Origin of the sequence: Bhargavaea massiliensis (assembly GCF_050480245.1) — a bacterium.
Lineage (GTDB): Bacteria > Bacillota > Bacilli > Bacillales > Anoxybacillaceae > Anoxybacillus.
On record NZ_JBCNEQ010000063.1, the window covers coordinates 43208 to 61874 of the forward strand.

The 18667-nt window shown below is 42.6% G+C and carries 16 protein-coding genes; 15 read left to right on the forward strand and 1 reads right to left on the reverse strand.

All coding sequences use genetic code 11. From position 1 onward, the window contains the following. Positions 1-4 precede the first annotated feature (4 nt). From leuB to yihA, 9 genes are all read left to right on the forward strand, one after another. The gene (gene leuB, locus ABEV15_RS11725) at positions 5-1114 is read left to right on the forward strand and encodes a 3-isopropylmalate dehydrogenase (RefSeq protein WP_498853305.1); all 1110 of its coding nucleotides are present in this window, start codon (positions 5-7) and stop codon (positions 1112-1114) included. Between the two features lie 11 nt (positions 1115-1125). Beyond that, positions 1126-2541, forward strand: coding sequence for a 3-isopropylmalate dehydratase large subunit (leuC, locus tag ABEV15_RS11730; RefSeq protein ID WP_498853306.1), 1416 nt, complete (start codon positions 1126-1128; stop codon positions 2539-2541). A gap of 11 nt (positions 2542-2552) precedes the next feature. Beyond that, a complete protein-coding gene (gene leuD / locus ABEV15_RS11735) occupies positions 2553-3137 on the forward strand; it encodes a 3-isopropylmalate dehydratase small subunit (RefSeq protein WP_429632502.1) in 585 nt (194 codons plus the stop codon). Positions 3138-3220: 83 nt separating this feature from the next. Further along, entirely contained in the window at positions 3221-4141 is a 921-nt protein-coding gene (locus tag ABEV15_RS11740; protein ID WP_498853307.1) for a DUF3196 family protein, read from the forward strand. 97 nt (positions 4142-4238) lie between these two features. Beyond that, complete coding sequence (gene tig / locus ABEV15_RS11745) at positions 4239-5525, forward strand: trigger factor (protein WP_429632506.1); 1287 nt, start codon at positions 4239-4241, stop codon at positions 5523-5525. 196 nt (positions 5526-5721) lie between these two features. Further along, positions 5722-6984, forward strand: a complete 1263-nt coding sequence (gene clpX / locus ABEV15_RS11750; RefSeq protein ID WP_429632509.1) for an ATP-dependent protease ATP-binding subunit ClpX — start codon at positions 5722-5724, stop codon at positions 6982-6984. 106 nt (positions 6985-7090) lie between these two features. Beyond that, positions 7091-8749, forward strand: coding sequence for an ATP-dependent protease LonB (lonB, locus tag ABEV15_RS11755; RefSeq protein WP_498853308.1), 1659 nt, complete (start codon positions 7091-7093; stop codon positions 8747-8749). A gap of 113 nt (positions 8750-8862) precedes the next feature. Continuing rightward, a complete protein-coding gene (gene lon, locus ABEV15_RS11760; RefSeq protein WP_429632513.1) occupies positions 8863-11190 on the forward strand; it encodes an endopeptidase La in 2328 nt (775 codons plus the stop codon). Continuing rightward, positions 11187-11768, forward strand: coding sequence for a ribosome biogenesis GTP-binding protein YihA/YsxC (yihA, locus tag ABEV15_RS11765; RefSeq protein WP_498853309.1), 582 nt, complete (start codon positions 11187-11189; stop codon positions 11766-11768). Before lon ends, yihA begins: the two co-directional genes overlap by 4 nt. A gap of 40 nt (positions 11769-11808) precedes the next feature. Here the strand turns inward: yihA and ABEV15_RS11770 are convergent, their stop codons facing one another. After that, positions 11809-12282 (reverse strand): LiaI-LiaF-like domain-containing protein, encoded by a 474-nt coding sequence (locus tag ABEV15_RS11770; protein WP_498853310.1) that lies wholly within the window; start codon positions 12280-12282, stop codon positions 11809-11811. A 176-nt stretch (positions 12283-12458) separates the two neighbouring features. Here ABEV15_RS11770 and hemA point away from each other — a divergent pair, with 176 nt between their 5' ends. Genes hemA through hemL form a run of 6 tightly spaced genes read left to right on the forward strand, consistent with a single transcriptional unit; the run spans position 12459 to position 18594 of the window. Then, positions 12459-13793 (forward strand): glutamyl-tRNA reductase, encoded by a 1335-nt coding sequence (gene hemA / locus ABEV15_RS11775; protein ID WP_498853311.1) that lies wholly within the window; start codon positions 12459-12461, stop codon positions 13791-13793. A 12-nt stretch (positions 13794-13805) separates the two neighbouring features. Continuing rightward, positions 13806-14621, forward strand: a complete 816-nt coding sequence (locus ABEV15_RS11780; RefSeq protein WP_498853312.1) for a cytochrome C assembly family protein — start codon at positions 13806-13808, stop codon at positions 14619-14621. A gap of 21 nt (positions 14622-14642) precedes the next feature. Then, on the forward strand, positions 14643-15569 hold the full coding sequence (gene hemC / locus ABEV15_RS11785) for a hydroxymethylbilane synthase (RefSeq protein WP_498853313.1): 927 nt from the start codon (positions 14643-14645) through the stop codon (positions 15567-15569). Next, positions 15570-16322, forward strand: coding sequence for a uroporphyrinogen-III synthase (locus ABEV15_RS11790; RefSeq protein ID WP_429632525.1), 753 nt, complete (start codon positions 15570-15572; stop codon positions 16320-16322). A 2-nt stretch (positions 16323-16324) separates the two neighbouring features. Further along, a complete protein-coding gene (hemB, locus tag ABEV15_RS11795) occupies positions 16325-17299 on the forward strand; it encodes a porphobilinogen synthase (protein ID WP_498853314.1) in 975 nt (324 codons plus the stop codon). Continuing rightward, positions 17299-18594, forward strand: coding sequence for a glutamate-1-semialdehyde 2,1-aminomutase (hemL, locus tag ABEV15_RS11800; protein WP_429635218.1), 1296 nt, complete (start codon positions 17299-17301; stop codon positions 18592-18594). Before hemB ends, hemL begins: the two co-directional genes overlap by 1 nt. Positions 18595-18667 lie beyond the last annotated feature (73 nt).

Sequence of the window (18667 nt, forward strand, 5' to 3'; positions counted from 1 at the left end):
TTTTATGTATCGTATCGCTATATTACAAGGGGATGGCATTGGAAAAGAAGTGACAAAAGGGGCGGTAAATATTTTACAGGCGATTGGTGATCGTTTCGGACATACGTTTCATTTTTCATACGGCTTAATTGGTGGAGAAGCGATTGATCGTGAAGGGACGCCGCTCCCAGAACAAACGCTTCATTTATGCAAACAAAGCGATGCGGTATTGCTTGGCGCAGTTGGGGGACCAAAATGGGACAATAATCCACCGCACCTTCGTCCAGAAAAAGGACTATTGCAAATTCGGAAAGAGATGAATTTGTTTGCCAATATTCGTCCTGTTACATTTTACGCGAGTTTAGCCGCTTCTTCTCCGCTTAAACCACATGTCATTGAAGGAGCAGATTTTGTCATCGTTCGTGAGTTAACCGGAGGCCTATATTTCGGAAAACCGAGTGAGCGACGCATTGAAGAAGGCGAAGAAGCTGTTGTTGATACGTTGTTTTATAAACGAGCAGAAATCGAGCGCATCATTACGTTTGCTTTTACGCTTGCACAAAAGCGGAAGAAAAAAGTAACGTCTGTTGATAAAGCGAATGTGTTAGAGTCAAGCCGAATGTGGCGGGAAGTGGCTGAGCAAGTCGCTAAACGTTTTCCGGACGTTCAACTTGAACATATGCTTGTCGATAATGCTGCGATGCAGCTCATTCGCTCACCAAAACAGTTTGACGTCATTGTCACAGAAAATATGTTTGGTGATATTTTAAGCGATGAAGCATCGATGTTAACAGGATCGCTCGGCATGCTTCCATCGGCAAGCTTATCTGTTGACGGACCTGCATTATATGAACCGATTCATGGCTCTGCGCCAGACATTGCAGGACAAAACAAAGCCAATCCGCTCGCAACGATTTTATCCGCAGCAATGATGCTTCGTTTATCATTTGGACTTACAGAAGAGGCGGATATCGTTGAACGAGCAGTCAAGCAAGTGTTAGATGCTGGGTATCGGACAGCTGACATTGCTCAACATGGCAATTGTGTATTATCGACGACAGAAATGGTCGAAAAAGTAAAAGATGCGATTTTAGATGATGTAGCGATTGAACGAATTATGCAAGTGTATGTGTAGGAGGGATTAAGGTGGCGCCAAAAACGATTATTGAAAAAATTTGGGATGAACACGTCGTTTATCGTGAAGATGGAAAACCGGATTTATTATATATTGATTTACATCTCGTTCATGAAGTCACATCACCGCAAGCATTTGAAGGATTGCGTCAAAAAGGGAGAAAAGTGCGCCGCCCAGATTTAACGTTTGCCACGATGGACCATAACGTGCCAACGGTTAATCGTTTCGTCGTTGAAGATGAAATAGCAAAAAATCAAATGACGGCATTAGAGCGGAACTGTCGCGAGTTTGGCATTCCGCTTGCCGATTTAAATAGCCCCGAACAAGGCATTGTTCATGTTATCGGTCCAGAACTTGGATTGACGCAACCGGGTAAAACGATTGTGTGTGGGGATAGCCATACGTCGACACATGGCGCTTTTGGGGCGTTAGCATTCGGCATTGGAACGAGTGAAGTCGAACACGTATTAGCGACGCAAACGTTATGGCAACACCGTCCGAAGACGATGCAAGTTAACGTTACAGGTTCGTTAGCGCCGGGCGTATCAGCGAAAGACGTCATCTTAGCGATCATTGGCAAGTTTGGCGTAGATTTTGGCACAGGATACGTGCTTGAGTTTACGGGAGATGTCATTCGTCGCATGTCAATGGAAGAGCGGATGACGATTTGCAACATGTCGATTGAAGCAGGCGCGCGCGCAGGATTAATTGCCCCAGATGATGTGACGTTTGCGTATTTACGCGGAAGAAAATACGCTCCAAAAGGAGAGGCGTTTGAACAGGCGGTTGAAAAGTGGAAACAATTACGTACGGATGAAGGGGCGGTATATGATCGTGTCGTTCATATTGATGGAAGTGAAATTGCTCCAATAGTGACATGGGGAACAACGCCAGCAATGAGCTCGCCAATTGATGGAACGGTCCCTTATCCAGAACAGTTTGCGACAGAAACGGAACAAAAAGCAGTGCAGTTAGCATTGCAATATATGGGGTTAAAGCCGGGAACAAAAATAACGGACATTGCGGTGCAACATGTGTTTATCGGATCATGTACGAACTCGCGCATAAGCGATTTACGGGAGGCAGCGCAAATTGTAAAAGGAAAAAAAGTCGCACCAGGCGTAAGAACGCTTGTCGTTCCGGGCTCGCAACAAGTAAAAAAACAAGCGGAAGAAGAAGGGATCGCGCAAATTTTTATTGACGCAGGCTTTGAATGGCGTGATTCCGGCTGTAGCATGTGTCTTGGAATGAATCCAGATACCGTACCAGCAGGGGAACATTGTGCTTCAACGTCAAACCGCAATTTTGAAGGTCGACAAGGAAAAGGGGCGCGCACGCATCTTGTTAGTCCAGCGATGGCAGCCGCAGCTGCGATTTACGGACATTTTGTCGATGTGCGCGCGTTATATAAAGAAGCGGTACGATAGGAGGGAAAAAGTTGGAACCATTTGTCGTTCATAAAGGAAAAGTAGCTGGGTTAGATCGAGCTAACGTGGATACTGACCAAATTATTCCAAAACAATTTTTAAAACGAATTGAACGCACCGGATTTGGTCGATTTCTTTTTTACGATTGGCGCTATCTTCCAGACGGAACACCAAACCCGCATTTTGAGTTAAACCGTCCTGAAAACGAAGGAGCGACCATTTTAGTCGCAAACGAAAATTTCGGATGTGGCTCATCTCGCGAACACGCCCCTTGGGCACTTGCGGATTACGGGTTTCGTGCCATTATTGCCCCGTCATTTGCCGATATTTTTTATAACAACTGTTTAAAAAATAGTTTGCTTCCCATTAAACTGCCAAAAGAAGATGTCGTTTATTTATTAAAACAAGCGGAGCGGTCAGATTACGAACTGACGATCTCACTTGAACAACAAGTTGTTTTTGATGATGAAGGATTTACAAGCTCGTTCGACATCGATCCGTATCGAAAACAGCTCCTTTTAAAAGGCTGGGATGAAATTGATTTAACGTTCGTGTATGAACCATATATTATCGCTTACGAAAAAGCACGCTCTTGACGACTCGTCGGGGGCGTTTTTCGTTGAGTTTGTCCGCAAACATTGGTACACTTAAAGACAAATGTGAACGAAGGTGAGTATATGTGAAAAATCGAAAAATCGTTCCGCATCCTCATTTAAAAGAGCGGTTGTTAGCGGAAGGAATGGATGCGCTAAAAGAAAAGCGATATAAAGAAGCGTATACGTATTTCACGCAGCTAAAGCAGCTTCAACTGCACGATGATGATGTGGAAATGGCGCTTGTCGTTTGCTTGTTTGAAATGGGGCAGGTAGAAGAAGCGAAAGAGAGATGTGAACAGCTGTTAGCCCGTGGCATAGGCGACTGGACTATATATATTTCTATGCTTGTTCATTTACAGCAATACGATGAAGTCGTCGCAGTCATTCGTAAGTTAAAGCAACAAGGAATAGACTGTACACCGTTTTTACCGCTTTTACAGTTTAGCGAAAAAATGATCCGTTCTCAGCACGAACAGGAGAAAAAACGATACGAGGCGATTTTTCAAAGCGATCAATGGCCGAAACAACTTCGTGTGCTTCATCAGCTTGATTCACATCTTGTTCCGCATCTTGCCTCGATGTTTGCCCGTTATTTGCATGATGAAACGAGAAACCCTATTGTAAAAACAACGATGTTGCATATATTAAGGAAAGAAAAAGTGATAGAGCCAATGATCGTTAAAAAATTTGGCCAAACAATGACCGTTGTTCCGGCTCAACTCGATGAGCGAAAACAAAACGATTGGACCGATCAAGTGCTCCACATCATCGAACGAACGTGGGTAATGCAAAATCCGACGATGTATGAATGGTGCGAACAAATATGGCTTCGTTACATGTTTGCGCTATATCCGTTTCTTCCTGAAGAGTCAGCACAACAATGGGCGGCTGCATTATACACATATGTCGAACAATGTGAAACGGGACAAACGATATATACAAATTCGCTTGTTGCCAAACTTTATGAAGTAGAAAAATTGTGGCTCTCTGTTGAAAGTATATGATTGTATGGTATAATATAGTGGTTGTATTACACATAAAACCGTGTATGCCTACATATATGTAGTTCATTTACATGATTGAAGTTGGAGGGAAAGAAGCATGTCGGCGAAATGGGAAAAACTCGAAGGCAACCAAGGCGTTCTTACAGTAGAAGTAGACGCTGAGAAAGTAAACGAAGGATTAGATGAAGCATTTAAAAAAGTAGTGAAAAAAGTACAAATTCCAGGATTCCGTAAAGGGAAAATTCCTCGCTCTTTATTTGAGAAACGTTTCGGCGTTGAATCATTATACGCAGATGCGTTAGACATTTTGTTGCCAGAGGCATACGCAAAAGCTGTTGAAGAAACAGGCATCGAGCCAGTTGATCGTCCAGAAATCGACATCGAGCAAATGGAAAAAGGCAAAAGTTTAATTTTCACTGCAAAAGTAACGGTAAAACCAGAAGTGACACTTGGCCAATATAAAGGGCTTGAAGTCGAAAAATTAGATGACACAGTAACTGATGAAGATGTAGAACAAGAATTAAAACGTTTGCAAGAACGTCATGCTGAGCTTGTTGTGAAAGAAGAAGGTACAGTAGAAAACGGTGATACAGTCGTCATCGATTTTGAAGGCTTCGTTGATGGTGAAGCGTTTGAAGGTGGGAAAGCTGAAAACTACTCACTTGTCATCGGTTCAGGTACATTCATCCCAGGATTTGAAGAACAATTAATCGGCATGGCTGCTGGAGAAGAAAAAGACATTGAAGTGACATTCCCAGAAGAATATCATGCAGAGCAATTAGCTGGTAAACCAGCAGTATTTAAAATTAAGTTACATGAAATTAAAACAAAGCAGCTTCCAGCACTTGACGATGAGTTCGCGAAAGATGTAGATGAAGAAGTAGAAACATTAGACGCGCTAAAAGAAAAAATTAAAGAACGCTTAACAAAAGAGAAAAAAGAAGAAGCAGAAGCGGCACTTCGCGATGCGGTTGTTCAAAAAGCGACAGAAAATGCACAAATGGATATTCCAGAAGTGATGATTAAAAATGAAACAGATCGCATGATTCGCGAATTTGAACAACGTCTACAAATGCAAGGATTAAACCTTGACTTATACTATCAATTCTCTGGACAAGATGAAGCGGCACTTCGCGAACAAATGAAAGAGGAAGCTGAAAAACGTGTCCGCGTAACATTGACACTTGAAGCGATCGTCAAAGCAGAAAACATTGACGTTACAGAAGAAGAAGTAGAAAAAGAATTGCAAGAAATGGCAAACCTCTACAACTTATCAGTAGAGAAGGTAAAAGAGCTTTTAGGCACAGTCGATGGCTTAAAAGAAGATTTGAAAATGCGCAAAGCGATCGATTTCCTTGTTGAAAACAGCAAAGTTGTTGCATAATGAAAAGAGAAAGAACAAGGTGCATCACGTGCCTTGTTCTTTCCACATATAGTTTCAGTAGTAAAAGTTTTCTAACTTTTCGCACACATTTTCATTTTTATTGGCATACTTTTAAAGATTTATGATAAAATGACAAATACATAACGTTTTTTCATTTTTATGTACATATGATAGTAGAGAAATAAGGGGTGAAAACATGTTTAAATTTAATGATGAAAAAGGGCAATTGAAATGCTCGTTTTGTGGCAAAACGCAAGAGCAGGTGCGCAAGCTCGTTGCTGGCCCAGGTGTATACATATGTGACGAGTGTATTGAATTGTGTACAGAAATTGTTCAAGAAGAGCTTGGATCGGACGAAGAAGTGGAGTTTAAAGATGTACCAAAGCCAAAGGAAATTCGTGAAATTTTAGACGAGTACGTCATCGGACAAGATGAGGCAAAAAAAGCGCTTTCGGTAGCGGTCTACAACCATTACAAGCGCATTAATTCAAACAGCAAAATTGACGATGTTGAATTATCAAAAAGTAATATTTTAATGATCGGACCGACAGGAAGCGGAAAAACGTTGCTCGCTCAAACGCTTGCGCGCATTTTAAACGTACCGTTTGCGATTGCCGATGCGACATCGCTTACAGAAGCAGGGTATGTCGGTGAAGACGTCGAAAACATTTTATTAAAGCTCATTCAGGCAGCCGATTACGACATTGAACGAGCAGAAAAAGGAATTATTTACATTGACGAAATTGATAAAATTGCACGCAAATCAGAAAACCCTTCCATTACGCGTGATGTATCAGGTGAAGGTGTACAGCAAGCGTTATTAAAAATTTTAGAAGGAACAATTGCAAGCGTGCCGCCACAAGGAGGACGAAAACATCCGCATCAGGAGTTCATTCAAATTGATACAACAAACATTTTATTCATTTGTGGTGGAGCATTTGACGGACTAGAGCCGATTATTAAGCGCCGTCTCGGTAAAAAAGTGATCGGTTTTAGCTCTGGTGTGCAAGCGGAAGTCGAAGAAAAAGATTTATTGTCCAAAGTGCTGCCAGAAGACTTATTAAAATTCGGATTAATTCCAGAGTTTGTTGGACGTCTTCCTGTTATTACAAGCTTACAGCCGCTTGACGAAGACGCGCTTGTCGATATTTTAGTCAAACCGAAAAATGCGTTAGTGAAGCAATATCAAAAAATGCTCGAACTTGACGATGTCGAGCTTGAATTTGAAGAAGAAGCGCTTCGTGAAATTGCGAAACGTGCGATTGAACGAAAAACAGGAGCGCGCGGTTTACGCTCGATTATTGAAGGCATTATGCTTGATGTCATGTTTGAATTGCCGTCGCGTGAAGATGTGCAAAAATGCGTTATTACAGCAGAGACAGTACGCGGGGAAAAAGCACCGCTGCTTATTTTACAAGATGGAACAATCGTCGAGTACGAACGAAAAACATCTGCGTAAATGGAAAAAGGTCGATTTTCCGAATCGGAAAGTCGATCTTTTTTTGTTTATTTCCTTCTTTGCTCGGAGATACTATGCGTACAATACATATGCAGGAGGAATGGCCATGAACTGGACAAACATTGCGCTACTCATTCAGCTGTTTTTCGGGATTATTATCGGTCTTTACTTTTTAAACTTATTAAAAAGTCAACGAACACAAAAGATTTCGATTGATAAAGAAGCGCGAAAAGAGATGGAACAACTTCGGAAAATGCGTTCCATTTCATTAACGGAACCGCTTGCCGAAAAAGTGCGACCAAAAACGTTTGCCGATATTGTCGGGCAAGAAGATGGTATTAAGGCGTTAAAAGCGGCATTATGTGGACCAAATCCGCAGCATGTCATTATTTATGGTCCGCCTGGTGTTGGGAAAACAGCGGCAGCGCGCCTCGTACTAGAAGAAGCGAAAAAAAATCCACTATCTCCATTTCGCAAAGATGCTGTTTTTATTGAATTAGATGCAACAACAGCACGCTTTGATGAGCGTGGCATTGCCGATCCGCTTATCGGTTCTGTGCATGATCCGATTTATCAAGGGGCGGGTGCAATGGGACAAGCCGGCATCCCGCAACCGAAGCAAGGGGCAGTGACGAACGCCCACGGTGGCATATTATTTATTGATGAAATTGGTGAATTGCACCCTATTCAAATGAACAAGCTATTAAAAGTGTTAGAGGACCGAAAAGTATTTTTCGAAAGCGCATATTATAGCGAAGAAAATCCGAACATTCCAAACCACATTCATGACATTTTCAAAAACGGCCTGCCTGCTGATTTTCGGCTCGTTGGTGCAACAACGCGAACGCCAAACGAAATACCGCCAGCCATTCGCTCGCGATGTATGGAAGTCTTTTTCAGAGAGCTAGAACAAGAAGAAATTGCTCAAATTGTGAAAAAAGCAGCAGAAAAAGTAAACCTTCTAATCGAAGAACAAGCTGTTCATGAGCTCGCGATGTATGCTCGCAACGGAAGGGAAGCGGTCAATACGCTACAAACTGCAGCTGGAATCGTCATTTCCGAGAAGCGTTCTAAAATTTTACGTCAAGATGTCGAATGGGTCATTCAGTCGAGTCAGCTTTCTCCGCGCTATGAGAAAAAAGTGGGGACAGAGGCGAAAGTCGGATTAGTGAACGGATTGGCTGTTTACGGTCCAAATAGCGGGGCGTTATTAGAAATTGAAGTGGCGGTATTGCCTGCAAAAGAAAAAGGGTCGATCAATATGACAGGCATTGTTGAAGAAGAACAAATTGGCGGACAAGGCAAGTCCATTCGTCGAAAAAGTATGGCGCGTGGCTCGATTGAAAACGTCATCACGGTTTTGCGTACGCTCGGTGTTCCTGCTGATCAATACGACATTCACGTGAATTTTCCAGGCGGTGTTCCGATCGATGGCCCTTCCGCTGGTGTAGCTATGGCGATCGGTATTTATTCCGCTATTTATCGCTTACCAATTGATCCAACGGTAGCGATGACAGGGGAAATTGGGGTGCATGGGAACGTCAAACCGGTTGGCGGCATTTTTCCGAAAGTGAAGGCAGCAAAACAAGCTGGAGCGAAAACCGTCATCATTCCGCGTGAAAATATGCAGTCGATTTTGAGACAAGTGAAAGGAATTGAAATCGTTCCAGTTGATCATATTGGCGATGTTCTTTCTTTCTTATTTCATGAACATGTTCGTTCTGTTCCGATGCGTCATCATTTACCGAAAACAGAACTGATGTAAAAGCAATCGGCTTCAACGGAGCGTTGAAGTCGATTTTTTACGATGAAAGATTTTACAAACGATATAATGTACTATACAATAGGGCAATAGAAATATGATGGAGGTGCGGGGTTGTGGCGAGAAAGAAAAATAAAGTCATTCCACTCTTGCCGTTAAGAGGATTACTTGTGTTTCCGACGACAGTATTGCACTTAGACGTTGGGCGGGAAAAATCAGTACAAGCGTTAGAAAAAGCAATGGTTGAAGAAAATCTTGTGTTGTTAACATCGCAAAAAGATGTACAAATTGATAATCCTGAACTTGAAGATTTATATGAAATGGGCACAATTGCCCGTGTGAAGCAGTTGTTAAAGCTGCCGAACGGAACATTTCGTGTGCTCGTTGAAGGGATCTCGCGTGGAAAAATAGTGAAGTGGGTAAGCGAAGAGCCGTGTTACGTCGTGCAAATTGAGCCGTTTGTCGATAACGAAAAAGAAGATGATATTGAATTTGAAGCGTTGCGCCGAACAATGCTTGAATATTTTGAGCAGTACATAAAGCTATCGAAAAAATTATCAGCAGATATTTATACATCTGTCATGGATATTCAGCAAGCGGGACGAATGGCTGACATTATTGCGTCTCATTTGCCGTTAAAGCTTGAGGAAAAGCAACGGTTGCTTGAAGCGGTCGATGTGAAAGAGCGAGTCCATCAAATCATTCAAATTCTTCATAATGAAAAAGAAATTTTGCATTTAGAAAAACGAATTAGCCAGCGCGTCAAACAATCGATGGAACGAACGCAAAAAGAATATTATTTGCGCGAACAAATGAAGGCGATTCAAAAAGAGCTCGGCGAGAAAGAAGGCAAGGCCGGCGAAGTCGATATGTTGCGTGAAAAAATTGAGCAAGCAGGCATGCCAGAGCACGTGAAAGCAACCGCATTAAAAGAATTAGAACGCTATGAAAAAGTGCCAGCTGCCTCTGCTGAAAGCGGAGTTATTCGTAACTATTTAGAGTGGTTGTTGGCGTTGCCATGGACAAAACAAACAGAAGATATTCACGATATTCATCGCGCTGAAAAAATTTTAAACGAAGAACATTATGGTCTTGAAACGGTAAAAGAACGCGTGTTGGAATATTTAGCTGTCCAACAATTAACGCATTCATTGCGAGGACCGATTCTTTGTTTAGTAGGTCCGCCCGGAGTCGGAAAAACATCGCTTGCTCGTTCGATCGCAAAAACGTTAAATCGGAATTTTGTCCGCATATCGCTTGGTGGCGTGCGTGATGAATCAGAAATTCGCGGTCATCGTCGCACATATGTTGGTGCTTTGCCAGGACGTATTATTCAAGGAATGAAAAAAGCGGGAACGATTAACCCTGTATTTTTACTTGATGAAATTGATAAAATGTCAAGCGACTTCCGCGGCGATCCGTCTGCCGCGTTATTAGAAGTGCTAGACCCAGAACAAAACCATTCTTTTAGCGACCATTACATTGAAGAACCGTACGACTTATCAAAGGTCATGTTTATTGCGACAGCAAACACGCTGGCGACAATTCCGCGGCCGTTACTTGATCGTATGGAAGTCATCACTATTCCGAGCTATACGGAAATTGAAAAGTTGCATATCGCAAAAGAACATTTATTGCCAAAACAAATGGAGGCGCATGGCTTACAAAAACGAATGCTTCATATGCGCGATGAGGCGATTATGCAAGTTATTCGCTATTATACGCGTGAAGCAGGTGTGCGCAACTTAGAACGTCAACTGGCGTCCATTTGTCGCAAAGCAGCGAAAACGATCGTATCAGAAGGACGAAAGCGCATCGTTGTAACTGAAAAAAACGTCAGCGAATTTTTAGGGAAGCCGATATATCACTACGGTCAAGCAGAAAGTGAAGACCAAGTTGGAGTAGCAACAGGTTTAGCGTATACAGCAGCCGGTGGCGATACGTTAGCCATTGAAGTGTCGATTGCTCCTGGAAAAGGAAAATTGACGCTTACAGGTCAATTGGGCGATGTGATGAAAGAATCTGCCCAAGCAGCGTTTACATACATTCGCTCAAAAGCTGAAGAATTTGGGATTGATCCTGAATTTCATGAAAAACTCGATATTCACATTCATGTGCCAGAAGGGGCTATACCAAAAGACGGTCCTTCGGCGGGGATTACGATGGCGACCGCGCTTATTTCCGCACTGACAGGGAAACCAGTCAGCCGTTTTGTCGGCATGACGGGAGAAATTACGTTGCGTGGTCGTGTGCTCGCTATTGGTGGGGTGAAAGAAAAAGTATTAAGCGCCCATCGCGCGGGGTTAAAGAAAGTCATTTTGCCGAAAGAAAACGAAAAAGATTTAGAAGATATTCCTGAAATCGTAAAAAAACAATTACAATTTGTTCTCGTTTCACATATTGATGATGTACTTGAACATGCTTTGGTAGGTGGGAAAAAATGAAAATTACAAACGTAGAAATGGTCATTAGCGCTGTGAAGCCAGAACAATACCCAGCAGGACAGCTCTCGGAGTTTGCGCTTGCTGGGCGCTCAAATGTTGGAAAATCATCATTTATTAACAAAATGATTAATCGGAAAAACTTTGCCCGTACGTCATCCAAACCAGGGAAAACACAAACATTGAACTTTTATCGCATTAATGATGCTTTTTATTTTGTTGATGTACCGGGATATGGCTTTGCGAAAGTATCAAAAACAGAGCGCGAAGCATGGGGAAAAATGATTGAAACATATTTCACGACGCGAGAGCAACTAAAAGCAGCATTGCTGATCGTCGATTTGCGTCACCCTCCAACGAAAGATGATGTGATGATGTATGAATTTTTAAAGCATTATAACATTCCGACGCTCGTGATCGCGACGAAAGCGGATAAAATTCCGCGCGGCAAATGGCAACAACATGCGAAAGTAGCAAAAGAAACATTGCGTCTCGTTCCAGATGATGAACTCATTATTTTTTCAGCGGAAACAGGACAAGGGAAAGACGAAGCATGGGGCGCACTACAAAAATGGATATAAAGAAAAAATGTGGGTGAAATTGCCCACATTTTTTGTACAGTTATCCTTTTTTCACGAACAATAAGTACAATCCAAGTAAAATGAACGCTAACGGCCAAAGATGGATGAGCGAATCGAACGTACCGGATGTCACCGCTTGTTGTAACGGGTGAGAAAATAAAAAAATGAATGATAAAGCAAAAAGTAAAATGGTTGGAAGTAATGCTTGTTTCGTTTTTACGTATTGTAAGAGCAAGCCAATCGCCATAATTAACGTCAATGCGCTTATATCATCTGGCCAGGATGGGAGGCGCGAAGCGAGATGAAAATGGGCGCCGACTCCTGTAAAAACAACACCGGATAAAATAGTAGAATAGTCTTTTCCGATATACGCTTGACCTAAAAAAGCGACCCCGATGATGAACAGCAACGTTGGCCACGTATGGAAAGATGGAAAAAGTGAAAAGCGTTCAAGTAAAAAGTACGTTCCAAAACCAATTAAAATGATGCCGGAAAAAATACCACGTTTTTTCATTGAAATTCCCCCAATTCCGTGCGACACTTGAAGCAGCATCTGTTCACTAGTTTACTAAATGAGCGCCGTTTACGAAAGATCGAAAGTTGTCAAATTGTATTCACACTTTATAAGGAAAAAACAACATAGGCATGCTATAATGAAATGAGATGACTTTAAACTTCGGGGTGATGGGAATGTATGTCGTTGTTGTCAGCGTGAACTATCGTACAGCCCCTGTCGAAATTCGTGAGAAATTGACGTTTAATCAAACGGAACTTGCTGAAGCGATGAAAGCGCTACAAAAGCAAAAGAGCATGTTAGAAAACGTCATCTTATCGACATGTAACCGTACGGAAATTTACGCAGTTGTCGATCAACTAAACACAGGGCGTTATTATATAAAAACATTTTTGGCGGATTGGTTTGGGCTTGATAAAGAACAAATCGCTCCGTATTTGCGCATTTATGAAGAGCGTGAAGCGATTGAACATTTATTCCGCGTCGCTTGCGGGCTTGATTCTATGATTTTAGGTGAAACACAAATTCTTGGGCAAGTGCGCACAAGTTTTCTTTTAGCGCAACAAGAAAACACAATAGGCACGGTGTTTAAACAGCTATTTAAACAAGCGATTACGCTTGCTAAACGCGCGCATGCGGAAACGGAAATCGGTGCAAATGCAGTATCTGTCAGCTATGCAGCTGTGGAACTGGCGAAAAAAATTTTTGGCGATTTAAAAAATAAACATGTGCTCGTGTTAGGCGCTGGAAAAATGGGTGAATTGGCGCTACAAAACTTGTACGGAAGTGGCGTTAAACGCGTGACGGTTGTAAACCGCACGTTTGCAAAAGCACAACAGCTTGCCGAACGATTTAACGGAGATGCTAAGCCGTTATCACAATTGCAATGCGCATTATTAGAGGCGGACATTTTAATTAGTTCGACGGGTGCAAAACAATATGTCATTACAAAAGAAACGATGGCAGTCATTGAAAAAATGCGCAAAGGCCGTCCGTTTTTTATGATTGATATTGCAGTACCGCGCGATTTAGATCCTGCGCTTGCAGAGTTAGATAGCATCTTTTTGTACGACATTGATGACTTGCAAGATATTGTTGAAGCGAATTTAGCAGAGCGGAAAAAAGCAGCGGAGCAAATTGAGCGCATGATTGCTGAGGAAATGGACGAGTTTCAACAATGGCTGCATATGCTTGGTGTTGTACCAATTATCGCAGCTTTGCGTGAAAAGGCGATGCTCATTCAAGAAGAGACGATGAAAAGCTTAGAACGAAAGTTGCCACATTTATCAGAACGAGATAAAAAAGTATTAAACAAGCATACGAAAAGTATCGTCAACCAGTTGTTGCGCGATCCAATTTTGCGCGCGAAAGAATTGGCTGCAGAGGACAATGCGGAAGAAGCGCTTCAGTTGTTTATGAAAATTTTCAATATTGAACAGCAAGTGAAGCAGCAACAAAAAGAGATGAACTGTATTCACGAGCGAGCAACAGAACCATCTTTTCAATCGTAAGGGAGAGCCGATATGTTTGAAATGACGAGATGGTACGAATTCTCGCTTCTTCTACATGCATCGTCCGTATTGTTTTATTTTATCGATTTTCTTCATCACAACCGGAAGGCAAATCGCATTGCTTTCTGGTTGCTTTCTATTGTTTGGGGGATGCAAACATTTTTCTTTTTTGCGAGAATGGTGGAGACAGGAAAGTTTCCTGTTTTAACGCCTGCAGAGGGGCTGTCGTTTTACGCGTGGTTACTTATTACGTTATCGCTTGCGATTAACAGATGGCTGCGCGTTGATTTTCTCGTCTTTTTTACAAACGTGTTGGCGTTTTTTATTCTTTCATTGCATACGTTCGCACCGACGCCCTCCACTGTTGGCATCGCAGAGCAACTAATGTCTGAACTGTTGTTTATTCATATTACGATGGCTATTTTATCGTATGGGGTTTTTTCGATTTCGTTCATGTTTTCCCTTCTATATTTACTCCAATATGAATTATTAAAGAAAAAAAAGTGGGGAAAACGATTATGGCGGATCGGGGATTTAGCGAAGTTTGATGATCTTGCATATGTGTTAAACGGCGTCGGTGTTCCGGTATTATTATTGAGTTTAATTTTAGGTGTTGTTTGGGCATACATGAAAGTAGATCATTTCGTTTTATATGATGCGAAAGTGCTCGGTTCGTTTACTGTATTTGCAACATACAGTTTTTATTTATATAAGCGAGCTGTTAAAAGGATACAAGGAAAAGAAATGGCACTTTGGAACATTGGCTCTTTTCTTATTTTACTCATTAATTTCTTTTTGTTTGGCACGTTATCGCAATTTCATTTTTAGCGACTGTTGGAGGAAGGCATGATGAGAAAAATTATTGTCGGTTCTCGCCGAAGCAAGTTAGCGCTAACTCAGACAAATTGGGTGATTGAACAACTGAAACAAATCGGCGCCCCGTTTGAATTTGAAGTGAAAGAAATCGTCACAAAAGGCGATCAAATTTTACATGTGACGTTATCGAAAGTAGGAGGCAAAGGACTGTTTGTAAAAGAAATTGAACAGGCGATGCTAGATGGCGAAATTGATTTTGCAGTTCATAGTATGAAAGATATGCCTGCTGTTTTGCCTGACGGATTAATGATTGGATGCGTACCGAAGCGTGAAGATCATCGCGATGTGCTCATTTCGAAAGGGCGTGTTCCGTTTGAGCAACTGCCAGGCGGAGCGATTGTTGGAACGAGCAGTTTACGGCGTTCCGCGCAACTGTTAGCCGTTCGCCCAGATTTACAAATCCAATGGATTCGTGGCAATATTGATACTCGTTTAGCGAAGTTAAAAACAGATGCGTACGATGCCATTATATTAGCAGCCGCCGGGTTACACCGCATGGGTTGGGCAAAAGAAGTGATTACGCAATATTTGCCAACGGACATATGTGTTCCGGCGGTTGGACAAGGGGCGTTGGCGATTGAATGCCGGGAAAATGATGAGGAGCTATTGCATTGGTTAAACAAGTTAACTGATGAACAAACGGAACGTGCGGTTCGGGCAGAGCGAGCCTTTTTACAGCGCATTGAGGGTGGATGCCAAGTGCCTGTTGCCGGTTATGCGTACGTTGATGAAGATGCGATTGTGCTTACAGCACTTGTTGCAACACCGGATGGAACAGAAGTATTGAAAGAAGTTGTGAAAGGGACAGAGCCCGAAAAAGTGGGTACGGAAGCGGCAAAACGGCTAATTGAACGAGGAGCGAAACAACTCATTGAACGAGTATTAAAGGAGATGCAGTAAATGCTTAGGGGGAAACGGGTGCTTGTGACGCGTGAGAAAGCGCAAGCAAAAGCGTTATCGCAAACGTTGGAACGGTACGGTGCAATTCCGGTTGAATTGCCGCTGATTCGCATTGTACGAGCGAAACAAGCGGATCATAACCTATTCCATGAATGGCATACGTTCGATTGGATCGTATTTACAAGTCAAAACGGTGTCAAATATTTTTTTGAGGTGGTGAAAGGCGCGCAGCCACCAGCGTGGCCGAAAGTGGCTGCGGTAGGAGAAAAAACAGCGAAAGCCTTGCAAAAGCGAAACGTCGTTGTCGATTTGATTCCGAACGAATTTATTGCTGAAAGCTTAGCTGAAGCGTTAAAACCCTTGCTTTCCGCTCATGCGCGCGTGCTGCTTGTAAAAGGAAACTTAGCGCGCGATACGTTACGAGAACAATTAAGCAATATTGCAGACGTGACAGATTGGATCGTGTACGAAACGACGATGAATGAAGAAGCGAAGCCACAACTCATTGCGCTCCTTCAACAACGAATGATTGATGTCGTTACGTTTACAAGTTCATCGACGGTACATAGTTTTGCGCACGCGATCGCAGGGGAAGACATCAATTTGTCTTTTGTTACGATCGCATGCATCGGTCCAATCACGAAACAAACAGCTCTTGATTTAGGCATTCCTGTTCACGTTTGTCCACATACATATACAATTGATGCAATGGTTGAAGAGATTAATCAATATTTGAAGATAAGAGGTGAGTAAATATGCAATTTGCCCGTCATCGTCGTTTGCGTCAAACGGCTAACTTACGAGCGATGGTACGTGAAACACATTTGCATATGGAAGATTTGATTTATCCGATTTTTGTGATTGAAGGAGAAAACATAAAAAACGAAGTACCTTCCATGCCGGGGGTGTATCAGCAGTCGCTTGATTATGCGCTTGAAGATGTAAAAGAAGCTGTTCAATTAGGTGTACGTTCCATTATTGTATTTGGTGTACCAAACGAAAAAAACGAAATCGCTTCGCAAGCCTATTGTGAGCACGGTGTCGTTCAACGTGCCATTCGTGCGATCAAAGATGCATTTCCGGAACTTGTCGTGATTGCCGACACATGTTTATGCCATTATACGAGCCATGGACATTGTGGTATCGTAGAAAACGGAACGATTGTCAATGACGATACGCTTGAATTATTGGCAAAAACAGCAGTAAGCCAAGCGAAAGCGGGGGCGGACATCATTGCGCCATCTAACATGATGGACGGGTTTGTCGCAGCGATTCGCCAAGCGTTAGATGAAGAAGGATTTACATATGTGCCGATTATGTCGTATGCGGTGAAATATTCGTCCGCATTTTACGGTCCATTTCGCGATGCAGCACATAGCGCGCCGCAGTTTGGCGACCGTAAAACGTACCAAATGGATCCAGCCAACCGCCTAGAAGCGTTTCGTGAAGCGCAAGCGGATGTGGATCAAGGTGCTGACTTTTTAATGGTGAAACCAGCGCTATCGTATTTAGATATTATTCGCGATTTAAAAAATCATTTCCATTTGCCGATTGTCGCTTATAACGTAAGCGGAGAATATGCGATGGTGAAAGCAGCCGCCCAAAACGGATGGATTGATGAAAAAGCAGTTGTGCTTGAAATGTTAACAGGCATGAAACGAGCAGGAGCCGATTTAATTTTAACGTATTTTGCAAAAGACGTTGCTCGATGGTTAAAGGAGGAAAAATAATGCGTAGCTATGAACGTTCAAAAGCGGCATATGCTGAGGCAGTCAAGCTTATGCCTGGCGGTGTAAACAGTCCGGTGCGCGCATTTAAGGCGGTAAAAATGGACCCGATTTTTATGGCGCGAGGAAAAGGCTCAAAAATTTATGACATTGACGGCAACGAATATATTGATTACGTCTTGTCTTGGGGACCACTTATTTTAGGTCACGCAAACGATCAAGTCGTTGAGGCGCTAAAACGAGTAGCAGAAACAGGAACAAGTTTCGGTGCCCCAACGTTGATTGAAAACGAACTTGCTAAACTTGTCATGGAGCGCATGCCGTCCATTGAAATCATTCGCATGGTTAGTTCAGGAACAGAAGCGACGATGAGCGCTCTTCGCTTAGCGCGCGGCTATACAGGACGGAATAAAATTGTAAAGTTTGAAGGCTGTTATCACGGCCATGGTGATTCGCTTTTAATTAAAGCAGGATCAGGTGTTGCGACGCTCGGTTTGCCAGATAGCCCAGGGGTGCCGGAAACGGTTGCACAACATACGATTACTGTACCGTACAACGACTTACAAAGCGTGCGTTATGCGTTTGAAAAGTTCGGAGAAGATATCGCGGCGGTTATTGTCGAACCTGTTGCAGGAAATATGGGAGTTGTTCCGCCAAAGCCAGGCTTCTTGCAAGGCTTACGTGATGTGACAAACGAATACGGTGCGCTTCTTATTTTTGATGAAGTGATGACAGGTTTTCGTGTTGACTATTATAGCGGTCAAGGTTATTACGGTGTCAAGCCAGACTTGACGTGCCTTGGAAAAGTCATCGGTGGTGGACTACCAGTTGGGGCGTATGGTGGTCGTGCCGATATCATGGAGAAAATTGCGCCGAGTGGTCCAATTTATCAAGCAGGAACGTTATCGGGAAATCCAATGGCGATGACAGCTGGTTATGAAACGTTGCGACAATTGACGCCAGAAACGTATGAGCAGTTTAAGAAAAAAGCGAATCGTTTAGCGGAAGGATTAAGCGAAGCGGCAAAAGCGTATGATATTCCACATACGATTAACCAAGCTGGCTCGATGATCGGCATGTTCTTTACGAATGAGCGCGTCACAAACTACGAAACAGCAAAAACGTCCAATTTAGACTTATTTGCTCGTTATTATCAAGAAATGGCGAATGAAGGCATTTTCTTGCCACCATCGCAATTTGAAGGCATGTTTTTATCGACTGCACATACCGATGAAGATATCGAAAAAACAATTGAAGCAGCGCGACGTGCGTTTGCAAAAATTAGCGATTGCCTCTAGGGCATCGCTTTTTTTATGCATACTTCTTTTTTTCTTCTCATAACCATAGTAATGTGAAATGACTTGGACGTTG

Coding starts and splice junctions, on each gene's coding strand:
- ABEV15_RS11770 (WP_498853310.1), bottom strand. CDS start 12,282: ATGAAAAAACGTGGTATTTTTTCCGGCATCATTTTAATTGGTTTTGGA.
- yihA (WP_498853309.1), top strand. CDS start 11,187: ATGAAAATTACAAACGTAGAAATGGTCATTAGCGCTGTGAAGCCAGAA.
- ABEV15_RS11790 (WP_429632525.1), top strand. CDS start 15,570: ATGCTTAGGGGGAAACGGGTGCTTGTGACGCGTGAGAAAGCGCAAGCA.
- hemB (WP_498853314.1), top strand. CDS start 16,325: ATGCAATTTGCCCGTCATCGTCGTTTGCGTCAAACGGCTAACTTACGA.
- lonB (WP_498853308.1), top strand. CDS start 7,091: ATGAACTGGACAAACATTGCGCTACTCATTCAGCTGTTTTTCGGGATT.
- ABEV15_RS11780 (WP_498853312.1), top strand. CDS start 13,806: ATGTTTGAAATGACGAGATGGTACGAATTCTCGCTTCTTCTACATGCA.
- hemC (WP_498853313.1), top strand. CDS start 14,643: ATGAGAAAAATTATTGTCGGTTCTCGCCGAAGCAAGTTAGCGCTAACT.
- clpX (WP_429632509.1), top strand. CDS start 5,722: ATGTTTAAATTTAATGATGAAAAAGGGCAATTGAAATGCTCGTTTTGT.
- tig (WP_429632506.1), top strand. CDS start 4,239: ATGTCGGCGAAATGGGAAAAACTCGAAGGCAACCAAGGCGTTCTTACA.
- hemL (WP_429635218.1), top strand. CDS start 17,299: ATGCGTAGCTATGAACGTTCAAAAGCGGCATATGCTGAGGCAGTCAAG.
- leuB (WP_498853305.1), top strand. CDS start 5: ATGTATCGTATCGCTATATTACAAGGGGATGGCATTGGAAAAGAAGTG.
- hemA (WP_498853311.1), top strand. CDS start 12,459: ATGTATGTCGTTGTTGTCAGCGTGAACTATCGTACAGCCCCTGTCGAA.